This window comes from Paenibacillus dendritiformis (genome assembly GCF_021654795.1).
In the GTDB taxonomy this organism is placed as follows: Bacteria; Bacillota; Bacilli; order Paenibacillales; family Paenibacillaceae; genus Paenibacillus_B.
This window is the reverse complement of sequence record NZ_AP025344.1, coordinates 1697796-1712336: the sequence shown is the minus strand read 5'-3', so window position 1 is coordinate 1712336 and position 14541 is coordinate 1697796. Positions and strand designations below refer to the sequence as shown.

Below are 14541 nucleotides of genomic sequence, written 5' to 3'. Positions count from 1 at the left end.
TGGAATTCATTTTCGTGTACAATGGGATCCAAGAAAAGAATAGGGAGCAAAGGAGTTATATTCATGATCGCGTTTTACCGCAAATATTGGAGAACGGCTTTTGACATTGGACTGCTTGTACTGACGATCTACCTTATCATGTATAGCTTCAGTTACCTGTATTCCATCGCGAAGCCTATTTTCCTTGCCTTCATCGTGTTCATGCTTATTGAACCGCTAGCCGGATTTCTCCATCGACGCGGCGTCAACAAGGCGATCGCTTCCGCCCTGTCGGTAGGGCTGTTTATTCTGCTCATTCTGGGCGCCATTTTCGGACTTGGCTTCATTGCGATGAAGCAGGCGATTGAGCTCCAGGAGAGAATGCCCAAATATATTGAAGTTCTGCAGAAGGAATTTGCGAATATTACCGCGTTCCTTCATCAGAAATATGAGGCGCTTCCCGAAGACGTGACCGTGCGCCTGAATGAATACGTCGGGACGATAGCGAAAAAAGGCTCGCAAATTGCGCTCGATTTTTTAAGCTGGATTATCAATAATATTTCCTCCTTCTCGGCGTTCACCGTCAATTTCGGCATCGCGATTATACTGGCGTACTTCCTCAGCATCGAGATCGATACGTGGAGAAGAGCGGCGCGCACCCATACGCCCAAAACATTTCGCCATGCCTATACGTTCCTGAAGGAAAATGTCATCAAAGGGATTGCGGCCTATTTGAAAGCGCAGCTGAAGCTGATCTCGATTACGTTCGGCATTATTTTCATCTCGCTGCTGCTCCTCGGCGTGAGCAATGCATTTCTGATCGGCCTCTTGTCCGCTTTGTTCGATCTTCTGCCGCTGCTCGGCGTTCCGGTCATCTTTATTCCGTGGATCGTATACCTGTTCATCGCGGGGAACAGTTCGCTTGCCATCTGGCTAACCGTCGTTCTGGGCGTCACGCTGATCACCCGGCAAATACTGGATCCGAAAATTACGGGCAATACGCTGGGCGTGTCTGCGTTTACGATGCTCTCCTTTATGATATTATCTTTGTCGTTATTTGGTGTCGTGGGGGTCGTGCTGTCGCCTATTCTTCTTATTTTGGTCAAGGCTCTCTATGATCAAGGGTATTTGAACAAATGGATTCGTATGCCAAAAGAAGAATTCGATACCTCCCCTTTCCCGGAAGGACCGGGTGCGAATGACGGAACCGTGCGGGATTCGGATAATAAATAATTTTCCTCCCGGCACGCAGCCGCAGCCGCGCGGACAAGCCTGAACCGGCGGTTACCGCGTGCTATGGGCGGCAAGCCGCAACAGGCCGTACCGCGTGCTGCGGGGCGGCAAGCCGGAAATCTCATGCTCGGCGAGCAGATCCATGACTTTGCCGAACAAGGCGGTTGCCCGGTGGGAGGTCCCCGCGGGCTCATCCTCAAAGATGACGCTCACCGCATATTTGGGCTTCTCCACCGGACCATATCCGACGAACCACGTATGGAGCCGACCGCTTCCGTAGGCATCCGCTTGTGCGGTTCCGCTCTTCCCCGCCAGCCGCCAGGCCGCTTGGCGAAGCGACATCCCCGTCCCGTAGGCGACGGTATCCTCCATCCAACGGCGTAGCTGTCTCGCCGTCTGCGGCTTCATCACCTGTTCGCTGTCCGCTCCGGCATCGAAGCGGGCGAAGGGAAGCCCATTCGCATAACGGAGCTCCTGAACGAGGCGAGGCTCCCCTGCGGCACCGTCCTGAAGCAGAGTGACGACGTAATTGGCAGCCGCCAACGGGGTCAGACGCACATTGCGCTGTCCGATGCCAAGCTGCGCCCGCTCTCCCCCGTCAATCTTCCCGTTATCCTCTCCCTCCGCAAATATCCGGCTCGCCTCCTCTCCATCAAAATGCTTCAACCCGTTATGCCCGCGCCCATCCGAGGAACTCATGCCGACAGTGCCCGCCAGCCCCGACCGCTTGGCATACGTCTCCAGATCGGCGGCGCTCATTCGCTCGGCCAGCTCTGCGAAGACGACATTGCAAGATTTCGCCAACGCTTCGCGCAGCGTCAAAGTTCCATGCCCGTCCTTCACCCAGCAGGATAGGCCGTATTTGCCGTAGCCGCCGCTGCAATGGAATCGTTCCTGCGGATCCGTGACTTGAGCTTCGAGAGCGGCCGCGGCGATGAAGAGCTTATACACGGATCCTGGCGGAAGAGCCTTGACCGCACGGTTATTCCAGTTCTCCTCCTCCGGCGTCACATGGTTCGGGTCGGCGGCCGGGCGGGACACCATCGCTACGACATCGCGCGTGGCCGCATCGAGCACGACGACAGAGCCCTTCTTCATCCCCGCTTCATCCGCGGCTCGTCCAATCGCGGACTCGATCTCGCGATCCGCGGTCGTGACAAGCTGCAGCGGGTAATACGGGTTGTCCGGACGGCGGAGCCGGATATCGAGGCCGTATAGCGGACGCCGATCGGCATCGGTATAATGGACGAGAATCGTCGGTCCGAGACTGCGCAGCAACGGCTCGAACGCCCGCTCCAATCCTGACCTTCCGCTCATCCCGGATATGCCTGCTCCGGCTTGATCCCCTGCTGATTGCGCGACGAAGCCGATCCATTGCGGCGTATCCTTGCCGAGCGGATATCGCACGGTAATCGGCAGGGAGCGCACCCCGTCCCAGCCGGAAGCGTTCAGCCGCCGGGACTGCTCCGGCGTGAGCGGATAAGGCAGCTTGCCGTCGCGGGACGAAGGCCATACGAGCGGTTCGGCGGCGCCCTCCCAGCGTGCCCGCACGTCGCGTTCGGTCGTGTGGAACCAGAGCGCTAGCGTTCGCACCGCTTCAGATGATATCGAGTCGCGATGAACGGGGAACAGGACCGCAGCCTGCACGGCCGTTCTCGTATAGGGACGGCCGCTGCGATCCAGGATCGGCCCCCGGCCGTCGTCGAGCACAATGCCTCGTTCCCGCTGTATAATGGAACGCTGCAGCAGCGTATGCCCGCCCCCCTGCACGGGACGATGCGGCTCGATAAGCTGCAGCCAGCCAAGCCGCATAACGTAGACACCGAGCACGGCGGCAATCAAGAAGCTGGCCGCCGCTATGCGCCCCCGGGCAAGCGACAGCAGCCCGGCGAGCTGCGACATGCCCGTTTTCCATCTGCTTCCCATCATGCCAATCCTCCTTCCGTGGATATCCCATCGAATATGCTTCTACGTCCAGTATCGACGGAAACGCATACAAAAAAACTGCCCCCTTCAAGCAGAGGGCAGCCAAAGACCGGGATGACGTTAATTCAGTTGAAATTGGGCAAGCCGCTCCGTCAGATGCTTCGAGACGGCTTCCAGCTCTTGCGACAACGAGACAAGCTGCTCGGATACCGACTTCTGCTCCCCGCTCAAGGAAGCGACTTCCTCCGTTGTCGCCGCCGACTCCTCGGCCACGCCCCCGACATTCGTCATCGCTTCCGTCAGCATGCGCTGCGTCTCATCCAGTTCGTTAACCGCTTCCGTCGCCTGATCCAGCTTCGCCATGAACAGACCCATATGCTCCTGCACTTCCTGAAAGAGCGAATCGGCTCCATGCACGGCCGCGAGCTGCTCTTCGAACACCGGCCGGATCCCGCTCAGCATCTCAACCGTCTCCGACATCTCCCGTTCAATCGCTTCCGTTCGTTCCCTGACATGCTCAATCGCCCGCGCCGACTCATCCGCCAGACTGCGTATCTGATCCGCGACGACCAGGAACCCGCGCCCGGCGGAACCTGCCCGCGCCGCCTCGATCGCGGCGTTCAACGATAAAATATTGGTCTGCTTCGCAATCTGCGTCAGCAGGTCAAGAATATGGCGAATCGCCCCTGACCCGCTCTTCAGCGCGTCGACCTTGCCGACAAGGGCATGAATGCGCCGCTCGGTCAGCCCGGTTTTGCGCCCCAGATCTTCCATATAGGCGGAGCCCCGCTGTCCGGCTGCCTCCACCTCCGCCGCCGCGCGATACATTTCCACGTTCAAATCGATGACCTGCAGCATCTGCGCCGACGTGCGGCCGGTCCACTCATTGCCCCGCTCCGCTTCGGCGGCCAGCATCGTCGAACCGTGCGCAATCTCTTCCGTCGCCAGCGCAATCTCCTCGGCGGACTGAGAGGTCGCGTGGGATGCCTCCGTCAGCTTCCCGGCCGTCGCCAGCACGGCCTGGGCCGACTCCTCCGTCCGCCCGACCAGTTCGCCGATTCGGGCCATCATCGCATTGAAGCTGGCCGCGACCCGCCCGATATCATCCTGGGAGCGGTGCTTCATCTGCAGACCTAGCCGGCCCCTCGCTCCCTCCTCCATCAGATGGCTCAGCCGCTCAAGCGGGTAGCCTATGCTTCGAATGACATACCAGCCGATGAGCAGCGCCACGCCAAGCGAGATGGCTATGGCCGTCCACGAAATATTCCGAATCGTGATTGTATCTTGCAGCAACACACTGGACGGCGTGAAGCCGTTCAACGTCCAGCCGGTAACCGGGGAACGGTAGTAAGCGCCGAGAAGCGCGCCCCCGTTCGCATCCGAGGTCTCCCCTCGTCCGCTCGCACGGTCGGGATCGGCAGCAAGCCGGGTGCCCGGCGGCTCGCCCGCGGCTTCCGTCTGCTCCGAGAAGACCAGCTTGCCCTCGGCATCGACGATCTGGGCGAAAGCGCCCTCCTCCGTCTTCCAGCGGATCCGCTCCTGCAGTCCCGATAAATAGATTTCCACCACGACGATATATTGCGTTTTGCCCGTATATGTATTTTTAACGGCCCGGGCGAGCCCGAACGCCGCATCCGGGCTGTCGCCCGAGATTCCTGCCGTCTTCGCAGGCAGCCACAGCACCTCTCCCGGCCGCTCCTGCGCCTCCGTGAACCACTTCTCCTGGCGCAGCTCCTTGAGCCCTTCATCCGATGCGCCGGACGTGAAGGAAGGCTCCTTCTCATTCACGGGAAGCAGGTAAATGCCGTGCAGCGTCGGATTGCCGATCACATACGATTTCAAGTGATTCTCGACACGAACCCGATTTTGCAGTTTTTCATATTCATTGCTTTCACGCTGAAGCGCCGCTTCCAAAAAGGCGGCTTGTATATCTTGGTTGAGCAAAATCTGCGCAGATAACTCGGAATAGTTGGTGAAGAACAAATCCAGCTTCTCTCCCACCTGAATCAACGTCTGTTCCTGGGCCTGGGCGATCTGGCTCTGGATGATGCTTCGTGCTTGAAAAAATGAAAGCAGCCCCACAGAACCGACCAGAAGCGCAATACTGACGAAAAAAATGAAAAACAGCTTCATCCCGACCGAGCGCAGCGGATGAAAAGAATGTCTAGCAGCAGAAGCACGTTGTTCCCCGGCATGAGGCGGCTCGGAGCCGCGTAATAGTGTACGCATGGACAGCACCTCTCCTCCAACACAATATCAAGGTCATTGTACCTACAACTATGTCTTATGCACTACTTCGACAGCTCCGTACAAAATCCCTTTCTCATATTTGGAAGCGCATCCACGATTTTGTGACTAAATATGTAACAAAATGAAGTTGCTGAGAAAATTGATCAATCAATGAAACAGCTAAATCGCCCTTCCCGGATCCTGCCTTATGGTTGTCCTTCCAGCCCTCAGGATGCCTTCTCGAGCGTCTTTCGTTTATTGGTCCCAGCCGTTCAGGTCTTCCGCACGTCTTTCCTTCATTCTCCCATCCGTTCAGGTATCCCGAACGTCTTTCTTTCATTCTCCCATCCGTTCAGGTATCCCGAACGTCTTTCTTTCATTCTCCCATCCGTTCAGGTATCCCGAACGTCTTTCTTTCATTCTCCCATCCGTTCAGGTACGGCATATCTTTTGGTGAGTCTCCCAACCAGTCAGATTCCTACACTAGTCTTAATAGAAACGGCCACCGCCCAAGAAAAGTTGGGTCACAAACTAAATTGTCTTACTTAACTTCCTATCGAACGGGAATTCTGCTCATATGGACCATTCACGGCATACTTGAATACTTTCCTGCCCCATGGGGATAGCGCTCATAAGGCAGCCATGACCGCATTGAACACATTTTCTGAGCAGAAGGGATATTGCACATCAGATACATTCCATACCTATTTGTTCTTCCTGCCTGATGGGGATACTGCTCATTTGGAGCATTCACGGCATACTTGAATACTACCTGCCCCGCGGGGATAGCGCTCATAAGGCAGCCATGTCTTCATTGAACACCTTTACCGAGCAGAAGGGAGCTTGCACATCCGAACAAGTACGAATGGCGCACCTGAAAGCCCAAAGCTTTTGTTAAAGTTATAAATAGAAAAAGCCTGCCCCCTCAATGGGAGCAGGCTTAAATTCGGTTAGGCCTTTGCTGTTTTTTTCCGCATCATATCAAAATATTGAACCGGTTCGTTGACCTTCATTCGCACAAGCTGCAGCGGATGGCGTGCGGCATCCAGCTCGTTGCCCTCGGTATCCCACAGCTTGTCGATCGTCTGCTTGAAGAAGGTGCCGTTCGGGCCGAAGAACTCGACTTCCGCCCCCGGCTTGAAGTGGTTCCGCTGCTGGATCGTCGCCATGCCCGTCGCCGGATCATAGTCCATGACCAGCCCCGCGAAGTCATACGGCGCCGCCTTCTCTTCCGGTTCATAGATATGATCCTCGTGATCCGGCTCGTCATAGAAGAAGCCCGTATTGACGGGACGGTTCGCCGCCTTGCGAATCTCGTCCAGCCATTCCGGCTTCAACTCATAATTGTCCGGATCGGCCATATAGGCATCGATCACTTGCCGGTACACGTTCACGACCGTAGCCACATAGTGAATCGATTTCATCCGGCCTTCAATTTTGAAGCTGTCGACCCCGGCATCGATCAGATCGGGCAGATGTTCAATCATGCACAGATCCTTCGAGCTCATCGAGAAGGCATGATCCTCCTCATCCGCAAGAGCAAGCTGGTTCACGCCGAGCCGGAATTGCTCCAGCACTGGAGAGCCCGCAGCTTCCTCCGGAGTGACGACCCGATCCGGATCCGGCCGTCCGTCTTCGAACAGATCATATTTCCAGCGGCACGATTGGCAGCAGCCGCCCCGGTTCGAATCCCGGTTCGTGAAGTGATTGGACAGCACGCAGCGTCCCGAATAAGAGGAGCACATCGCTCCGTGGATGAACGCCTCGATTTCGACGTCCACATGCTGCTTGATCTCCACGATCTCTTCCAGGCTCGTCTCCCGGGCCAGGACGACGCGCGGCGCGCCTTCTTCCTTCCAGAATTGGACCGTCTGCCAATTGGCAATCGACTGCTGGGTGCTGACATGCACTTCCAGCCCCGGCGTCACGCGCTGTGCCGTCTCGATAATAATCGGATCCGCGGCAATGATCGCGCTGATCCCAACCTGCTCCAGTTGGCGCAGGTAGTCCCCAATCCCTTCCAGATCTTCATTATGCGCATAAATGTTCGTCGCCACGAATACTTTCGCTCCGTATTTCCGGGCGAACTCTACGCCTTCCCGCATTTCCTCGAAGCTGAAATTGTCTGCATTCGAGCGCAGACCGTATTTCTGTCCGCCGATATAGACGGCGTCCGCGCCATAATGAATCGCGAACTTCAGCTTCTCCAGGTTCCCGGCGGGAGCGAGCAATTCGGGCTTATCCAGTCGATACCGCTTGCCTTTCCATTTGGCAGGCTTCGCTTCGGTTGTCATCGCTGTTCGCTCCCTTCTTAATACACCTGATCTTTATAGAAAAATCCAAACGACAGCTCGCGCTCCGGATCCTGCACGGCCCGGATGCGATCCATCCACTCTTCCTTGAAACAGTACTGCTCCGGATCGCGAAGATAGCTGTCAATCGCTTCCCGATAGACCTTCACGACGGTCTCATTATAGGATACGGATTTCAGCAGCCCTTCAATCTTGAAGCTGTCCACCCGCGCGTCCAGCAGCGGCTTCAGATCCTCCAGCACGCAGATGTCATCCGAGCTCATAATATGCGTGCCGTTCGCATCCTCGAAGATCGGATATTTCTCATCGCGACGTTCCTGCTCAATAAGGAACAGCTTCCGGCTCCTATCGGCACGGCCGATCTCGTCGTGCTCCCCGATACTCGCGAAGTAATGATTCACCAGATGCCGCTTGGAATGATAAATATTCGTCATGCCATGCACTTGAATCTCCACATCCATGTCCGGCAGCTGCCGCTTCATTTCCAGGAGCTGTTCCATATTCAGCTCGCGCGCCGCAACGATACGGCTCGCACCGCGTTTCTGCCAGTATTTCGCCGTCTTGTAGTTGGTTGATGTCATCTCGGCATTCCAGTGCAGCCTCAACGAAGGCGCAGCTGAGCGCGCGGTCATCAGCACGGCAGGATCGCCAAAGACGATCGCATCCACCTTCAACTGCTCCAGGCAGCGCAAATAGTCGGCCAAATCTTGAAGCCGGTCGTTGTGAAATATATTGTTCACCGCCACATACAGCTTCGCCCCGAGGGCGCGGGCATGCGGCAAGCTTGCTTCAATGCGATCGGGCGTCATATTGCCCGGCAGACGCACTCCGTACTTCTCTTCCCCTACCACGACCGCATTCGCGCCGGCTTCAAGCAGACGCGCGACCTCTTCCGTGCTGCCGGCGGTGACGAGCAATTCGGGCTGATACGTCATCGTTTCTTCCCCACTTTCTATTCCCCTGCTGTCTGTTTGCTTTTCTCGATATTTTTTAGATGCTCTTCATACGTTTTGGCGAACAAATGACTGAAGCTGCCGTCTTTTTTAGTAACATAGAACAAGTAGTCGGAAGCCTCCGGATGCAGCACCGCCTCCAGCGACGCGCTGCTCGGACTCGCGATCGGACCCGGCGGCAAGCCGTCGATCTGATACGTATTATAAGGGCTCTGAATATCCAAGTCCTTATAATACAGCCGTTCCTTCGGCTTGTCCAGCGCGTACTGGACGGTGGCGTCGATCTGCAGCTTCATGTTCTGCTTCATGCGGTTGAAGATGACCCCCGCCACAAGCGGACGCTCCTCATCGACGACGACCTCCCGTTCGATGAGCGACGCGGCAGTTAACCATTGATGAAGCGTTAAATTTTGCGTTTGGAGCTCGGCTTCCCAGTTCGGCGAGATGTCAACGAGCCGCTGCTGCATCTCCTCCAGCATGCGGATGATGATCTCTTCCTCGCTGCTGCCCTCCTTCATCTCATACGTCTCCGGGAATAAATACCCTTCCAGCGGATGCTTGATGTCATCGTCGGCTGGAATATGCGCCGTTAATTCGGAATGCCCCGATAACCACGCGATGTCATCCGCCAGCTTGAGGAAGGTGTCCTTGTTCACATACCCTTCGTCAGCCAGCTTGTCGGCAATTTGCGCGATCGTATAGCCCTCGGGAATCGTAAAGCGGATCATTTTATCCGGAACGACATCGCCCTGATTCAGACGGGCAATAATCTCGTCATACGTATCACCGGGCTGGAACGCGTACGTCCCGGCCTGAAAACGGGAGCCTTCATTTTTATATCTCAAATAGCCTTTAAAAATAAGTGCATTCTTAATAACGCCCTCTGCCTCCAGGCGGGAAGCGATGCTTGACGTTCCCGTCCCCGGCTCGATCGTGACTGTAATCTCGCGCTCCTCCGCCGGCAGCGGCTGCATGCCGTTCCACACATAACCGATTACGCCGGCCCCCGCCACGATAATCAGAATGAGGAAAGCGGTCATCACCTTCGTTCCTGTCTTCATTCATCCACGCTCCTACATGGAAAAAGAGCGGATACTCCGCCCTTTTTCACGAGTTCATTATCACTGTCTGCGATGAAGCGGCTAGAATCGATCGGCGAACGCGATCTCGTCGTAGCGCTCCATCACGTCTTCCCATTCTTCGTCATCGTCTATCGTCTCAAGCTGCCAGCCGTCCTCGCCCTCCGGCACGATACGGAACAGATCCGGCTCCGCATCCTTGCCTTCGCCCGGTTGCAGCACGGCGTACGCCCGTCCGCGGTACTCGAACTCCGCGACAAGAGACCAGGTTCGGCTCTTCCCGCCCTCGTCCGTCATCTCCACCGCTTCGCCATAGACGCTCTTCAACCGTTCAATGAACCGGATGCCCTCATCGGTGCTCACGCTTCATCCTCCTCGGAGCTGACCAGCGTATTGAATGTCTCTTCTACGATATTCCATTCTTCTTCATCCTCGATGATGTACAGCTTCAGATCATCACCGTCTTCTTCATAGCGGAACGCATATACTTCATCGGTCTCGTCGTCTTCGGAATCAACAGGAACTACCATCATATATTTCCGATCAGAACCATCCACTTCAAATTTCATGATGACCTCAAATTCTTCTTCATTGCCCTCATCGTCCGGGATATAAATAATTTCCGGTTCCTCTTGCAAATAATTGTCCTGTGTCATGGTAACCCCTCACCTTCTTGATTGATAGTCAAGATACGTCTGCAAAATTATGGTTGCCGCCATCTTATCAATGACTTGTCGGCGCTTCTTCCGGCTTACGTCCGCTTCGAGTAAAGCGCGCTCCGCCGATACCGTACTCAAGCGCTCATCCCACAGGTGAACGGGCAATCCGAACGACTGCTTCAAGACTTCAGCATATGTCATACTTAATTCGCCCCGCGGTCCAATCGTTCCGTTCATGTTTTTCGGCAATCCGATAACAATTTCCTCGACGCCGTGCTCCTTGATGATGTCGCCAATCCGGCGCAGGTCGTCTTCGGGCTTCCGCCGAACGATGACTTCGAGGCCTTGCGCCGTCCAGCCGAACGCGTCGCTGACCGCGACCCCGATCTTGCGGTCCCCGTAATCCAAGCCGAGAATCTTCATTATCGTCTCCTATGTCTGCTTCCGATGAACTCGGGAGCCCGTACGCTTATTAGCGGTGATGATTGAGATAGAAGCGCACCAGCTCCTCGATCAATTCGTCCCGCTCCTTCTTCCGTACCAGGCTTCGAGCATTGTTATGCCGCGGGATATAAGCGGGATCCCCGGATAGTAGGTAACCGACGATTTGGTTGATGGGATTGTATTCCTTCTCGACAAGGGCATCGTAGACAGACAGCAATATATCTTGGCTGGATGCCTCCTGTTCCTCTGCCTTCACATTGAACTTCATCGTCTTATCCATGGAATTCATCGCCGACACCTCGCTTTACTCTTATCATAACACATACCCGAACAAACGCGAAAATATTCCGCTTCATAGCTTGTCTTATTCAAAAATTTTTTGTCGAAACGATGAAGCGACAGGTTTGTTCTTATTTTACTATTTTCCAACCCGCTGGATCAATATCCCTATTTGCCGCTATCCGCCTGCTTCGCCACCAGTTCGTCCAACAGACGAAGCGCCTCATCGATCTTGGCCGGATCTTTGCCTCCAGCCTGGGCCATGTCCGGACGGCCGCCGCCGCCTCCTCCGCAGACGGAAGCCAGCTCCTTGATCAGCTTGCCGGCATGCAACCCTTGCTTCACCAGTTCCGGTGCGACGGCGACGACCAGATTCACTTTGCCGTCGGCGGCGGATGCCAGCGCGATGACGGAGCCTGGAACCTTCGCCTTCAGCTCGTCGGCCGTCGTTCGCAGCGCGTCCATGCCGCCGGCGTCAACCTGCGCCGCCAGCACAGGAATCCCCGCCACGGAGCGGACCCGGTCGGTCAGTTGACCCGCCTCGAGGCTGCTCAGCTTCGCCTTGAGCGAGTCATTCTCGCGCATCAGCTCCTTCTCGCGGGCGAACATAGCCTCTACCCGCTTCGGCACGTCGGCGGCGTTCGCCTTCAACAGGCCGGCCGCCTGCTTCAGCAGATCCAATTGGGATTCCATATATTGATAAGCGTGGCGGCCCGTAACGGCTTCCAGACGGCGGACGCCGGAGCCGATTCCGCTCTCGCTCACCACTTTGAACAACCCGATCTCCGACGTGTTCCGGACATGGCACCCGCCGCACAGCTCGATGCTGTAATCGCCTACCTGAACCACGCGCACGATATCGCCGTACTTCTCGCCGAACAGCGCCATCGCCCCCAGCGCCTTCGCTTCGTCAATCGGCTTGGACTCGATAACGACGCCGATGCCGTTCCAAATCTGCTCGTTGACACGGCGCTCGATCTCTTGCAGCTCATCCGGTTGGATAGCGCCCAGATGCGTGAAATCGAAGCGAAGCCGCTCCGCTTCCACAAGGGAGCCGGCCTGATTGACATGCTCGCCGAGCACCTGCTTCAGCGCTTTGTGCAGCAGATGGGTCGCGGTATGGTTCTTCACGATGTCTTCCCGTTCGGCGCGGGCGACCGCCGCCTGCACGGTCATGCCCATGCGGAGCGAGCCTTCCGTGACCCGGACGACAAGCACATGCTGCCCGTGAGGCGCCTTGAACACCTCTTCCACGACGGCTGCCGTCCCCGGCGCCGTCAACGTGCCGCCATCGCTCACCTGTCCGCCGCTCTCGGCGTAGAACGGCGCGCGATCGAGCACGATCTGGCCTGTCTCTCCCGCCTTCACTTCCTCGGCGGCTTCATTGCCGGCGAACATCGCGACAATGTTGGATTGGGTTACCAACTCATTATAACCAACGAACTCGCTTTTAATCGTCAGATCCGACAGCGGTCCGCCCTGAATCTTCATGCTTGCCCCGTCCTGTCTCGCGGCACGGGCCCGTTCGCGCTGCGCCTGCATCGCTTCATCGAAGCCTTCATGGTCGACCGTCAGCCCGTGCTCGGAGGCGTAATCCTCCGTCAGATCAAGCGGGAAGCCGTAGGTGTCATACAGCTTGAACGCTTCCGGGCCGGTAATCTGCGTCCGGCCTTCCGCCCGGGCGGCTTCCGCCATTTCACCGAGAATGGCCAATCCGTCGGCCAGCGTCTCGTGGAAGCGCTCCTCTTCATTGCGAATGACCTTCTCGATGAAATCGCGCTTCTCGACAATATCCGGATAGTATCCTCCCATCACTTCGCCGACATGCGGGACGAGTTCGACGAGGAACGGCCGGTCGATTCCGAGCACTTTGCCATAGCGGACCGCCCGGCGCAGCAAGCGGCGGATGACGTAGCCGCGGCCTTCATTGGAAGGCAATACGCCGTCGGCGACAGCGAACACCACCGTACGCACATGGTCGGCAATGACCTTCAACGCGATGTCTTGCTTCTCATTGTCTTGGTAAGCCACGCCGGCAATGCGGGCGGTTGCCTGAATAATCGGCTGGAACAAGTCGGTATCGAAGTTCGAATCGACATCCTGCAGGATGGAAGCGAACCGCTCGAGTCCTGCGCCGGTATCGATATTTTTGTTCGGCAGCGGAGTATAGCTGCCGTCCTTGTTGTGATTGAATTGGGAGAATACGAGATTCCATACTTCCAGATAGCGCTCGTTCTCGCCGCTTGGGTAGCATTCCGGATCATCCTCCAGCGTGCCGTACTTCTCGCCGCGATCGTAGAAAATCTCCGTGCAAGGACCGCAAGGCCCTTCCCCGATATCCCAGAAGTTGTCGTCCCCGGTCTTGATGATATGATCGGCCGGGAGCCCGATTTTCTCATTCCACAGCTTGTAGGCCTCTTCATCCTCGTTGTAGACCGTGACATACAACCGGGAAGGGTCGAACCCGATCCAACGCTTGTCGGTCAGGAATTCCCATGCCCAGGTGATCGCTTCTTCCTTGAAATAATCGCCGATGGAGAAGTTGCCGAGCATCTCGAAGAACGTATGGTGACGGCGGGTTTTGCCGACATTCTCGATATCGTTCGTGCGGATGCATTTCTGCGAATTCGCAATCCGCGGGTTCTCCGGCTTCACGCGCCCGTCGAAATAGGGCTTGAGCGGCGCCATGCCGGCATTGATCCATAACAAGGACGGATCGTTATGCGGGACGAGCGAAGCGCTCGGCTCGATATGATGGCCTTTGCCTTCGAAAAATTCCAACCATTTTGCGCGAATCTCACTGGCTTTCATGCGTACTGACGCCTCCATTGTCACAAAGTATTCTTAAGATCGGGTTAACTACCCCTTATACAAATAAATCGCCCCTGATAAATCAGGGACGATTGAAATCCATCGCGGTACCACCCTGGTTATCCCCCGGGCAAGAGACCGTCTCCGGACGGGCGGCTCAGAATTCAGTCATGCCGCGGTGTCCGGCGGCCGTCCAGCGGGCGATCGCCTTAGCGTTGATAACGGGTCCGACCCGGTGAAGTTCATTCACGCTCCAAAACTAGCGTTCAGCTGTTCTTCTCGATGAAGATTCTTCCACCCGGCTCCATATCGATGCCGGAATCTTCTCTCTGGATCAAGGGCTTCAGCCTACTATAGGTTTTGTCTTCGCTTTATGCCTATTTGTGCCTATTTATCCGATAACATAGTATAAATAAACCGGCGCAACTTGTCAATAATGCCGCTGCTCCACGTTTGAAGCCAGTATGACGCCGCGTCCGATTCCGCTTCTGAAAGCGCTGGCTTCGCCGTCCCGGGCGAGTGTCATTGGACCTGCCAGATTCGGTTATGGGGACTAGCTTACGACGCCGAAAAGCACTGCAAAACTACAGCTTTTCCCCGCTTCCCCCACCGAAAAGAAAAAATAATGCCAGGATCA

The 14541-nt window shown here is 56.3% G+C and carries 11 protein-coding genes; 1 reads left to right on the top strand and 10 read right to left on the bottom strand.

The genetic code is table 11. The features are described from left to right. Positions 1–63: 63 nt before the first annotated feature. Entirely contained in the window at positions 64–1212 is a 1149-nt protein-coding gene (locus L6439_RS07530; protein ID WP_213471347.1) for an AI-2E family transporter, read from the top strand. A gap of 51 nt (positions 1213–1263) precedes the next feature. Here L6439_RS07530 and L6439_RS07525 read toward each other — a convergent pair whose 3' ends face one another. From L6439_RS07525 to alaS, 10 genes are all read right to left on the bottom strand, one after another. Next, positions 1264–3141, bottom strand: a complete 1878-nt coding sequence (locus tag L6439_RS07525) for a peptidoglycan D,D-transpeptidase FtsI family protein (RefSeq protein WP_213471346.1) — start codon at positions 3139–3141, stop codon at positions 1264–1266. A 117-nt stretch (positions 3142–3258) separates the two neighbouring features. Beyond that, positions 3259–5367 carry a methyl-accepting chemotaxis protein gene (locus L6439_RS07520; protein WP_237096779.1) on the bottom strand — a complete coding sequence of 703 codons (2109 nt, stop codon included), beginning with the start codon at positions 5365–5367 and terminating at the stop codon, positions 3259–3261. Positions 5368–6317: 950 nt separating this feature from the next. Next, on the bottom strand, positions 6318–7661 hold the full coding sequence (locus L6439_RS07515; protein WP_213471345.1) for a peptidase U32 family protein: 1344 nt from the start codon (positions 7659–7661) through the stop codon (positions 6318–6320). Positions 7662–7678: 17 nt separating this feature from the next. Further along, positions 7679–8614, bottom strand: coding sequence for a peptidase U32 family protein (locus L6439_RS07510; RefSeq protein ID WP_213471344.1), 936 nt, complete (start codon positions 8612–8614; stop codon positions 7679–7681). A 17-nt stretch (positions 8615–8631) separates the two neighbouring features. Next, on the bottom strand, positions 8632–9693 hold the full coding sequence (gene mltG / locus L6439_RS07505) for an endolytic transglycosylase MltG (RefSeq protein ID WP_168182243.1): 1062 nt from the start codon (positions 9691–9693) through the stop codon (positions 8632–8634). A gap of 81 nt (positions 9694–9774) precedes the next feature. After that, the gene (locus L6439_RS07500; protein WP_168182242.1) at positions 9775–10074 is read right to left on the bottom strand and encodes a DUF1292 domain-containing protein; all 300 of its coding nucleotides are present in this window, start codon (positions 10072–10074) and stop codon (positions 9775–9777) included. Then, positions 10071–10367, bottom strand: coding sequence for a DUF1292 domain-containing protein (locus L6439_RS07495; protein WP_213471343.1), 297 nt, complete (start codon positions 10365–10367; stop codon positions 10071–10073). Before L6439_RS07495 ends, L6439_RS07500 begins: the two co-directional genes overlap by 4 nt. Before the next feature lie 9 nt (positions 10368–10376). After that, entirely contained in the window at positions 10377–10793 is a 417-nt protein-coding gene (ruvX, locus tag L6439_RS07490; protein WP_168182240.1) for a Holliday junction resolvase RuvX, read from the bottom strand. A gap of 49 nt (positions 10794–10842) precedes the next feature. Beyond that, entirely contained in the window at positions 10843–11103 is a 261-nt protein-coding gene (locus L6439_RS07485; protein ID WP_006287029.1) for an IreB family regulatory phosphoprotein, read from the bottom strand. Between the two features lie 158 nt (positions 11104–11261). After that, positions 11262–13904 carry an alanine--tRNA ligase gene (gene alaS, locus L6439_RS07480; RefSeq protein WP_213471342.1) on the bottom strand — a complete coding sequence of 881 codons (2643 nt, stop codon included), beginning with the start codon at positions 13902–13904 and terminating at the stop codon, positions 11262–11264. Positions 13905–14541 lie beyond the last annotated feature (637 nt).

What these genes read in the sequence shown, in the direction of transcription:
- L6439_RS07530 (WP_213471347.1), top strand. Translation starts at nt 64, where the DNA reads ATGATCGCGTTTTACCGCAAATATTGGAGAACGGCTTTTGACATTGGA.
- L6439_RS07525 (WP_213471346.1), bottom strand. Translation starts at nt 3,141, where the DNA reads ATGATGGGAAGCAGATGGAAAACGGGCATGTCGCAGCTCGCCGGGCTG.
- L6439_RS07520 (WP_237096779.1), bottom strand. Translation starts at nt 5,367, where the DNA reads ATGCGTACACTATTACGCGGCTCCGAGCCGCCTCATGCCGGGGAACAA.
- L6439_RS07515 (WP_213471345.1), bottom strand. Translation starts at nt 7,661, where the DNA reads ATGACAACCGAAGCGAAGCCTGCCAAATGGAAAGGCAAGCGGTATCGA.
- L6439_RS07510 (WP_213471344.1), bottom strand. Translation starts at nt 8,614, where the DNA reads ATGACGTATCAGCCCGAATTGCTCGTCACCGCCGGCAGCACGGAAGAG.
- mltG (WP_168182243.1), bottom strand. Translation starts at nt 9,693, where the DNA reads ATGAAGACAGGAACGAAGGTGATGACCGCTTTCCTCATTCTGATTATC.
- L6439_RS07495 (WP_213471343.1), bottom strand. Translation starts at nt 10,367, where the DNA reads ATGACACAGGACAATTATTTGCAAGAGGAACCGGAAATTATTTATATC.
- ruvX (WP_168182240.1), bottom strand. Translation starts at nt 10,793, where the DNA reads ATGAAGATTCTCGGCTTGGATTACGGGGACCGCAAGATCGGGGTCGCG.
- L6439_RS07485 (WP_006287029.1), bottom strand. Translation starts at nt 11,103, where the DNA reads ATGAATTCCATGGATAAGACGATGAAGTTCAATGTGAAGGCAGAGGAA.
- alaS (WP_213471342.1), bottom strand. Translation starts at nt 13,904, where the DNA reads ATGAAAGCCAGTGAGATTCGCGCAAAATGGTTGGAATTTTTCGAAGGC.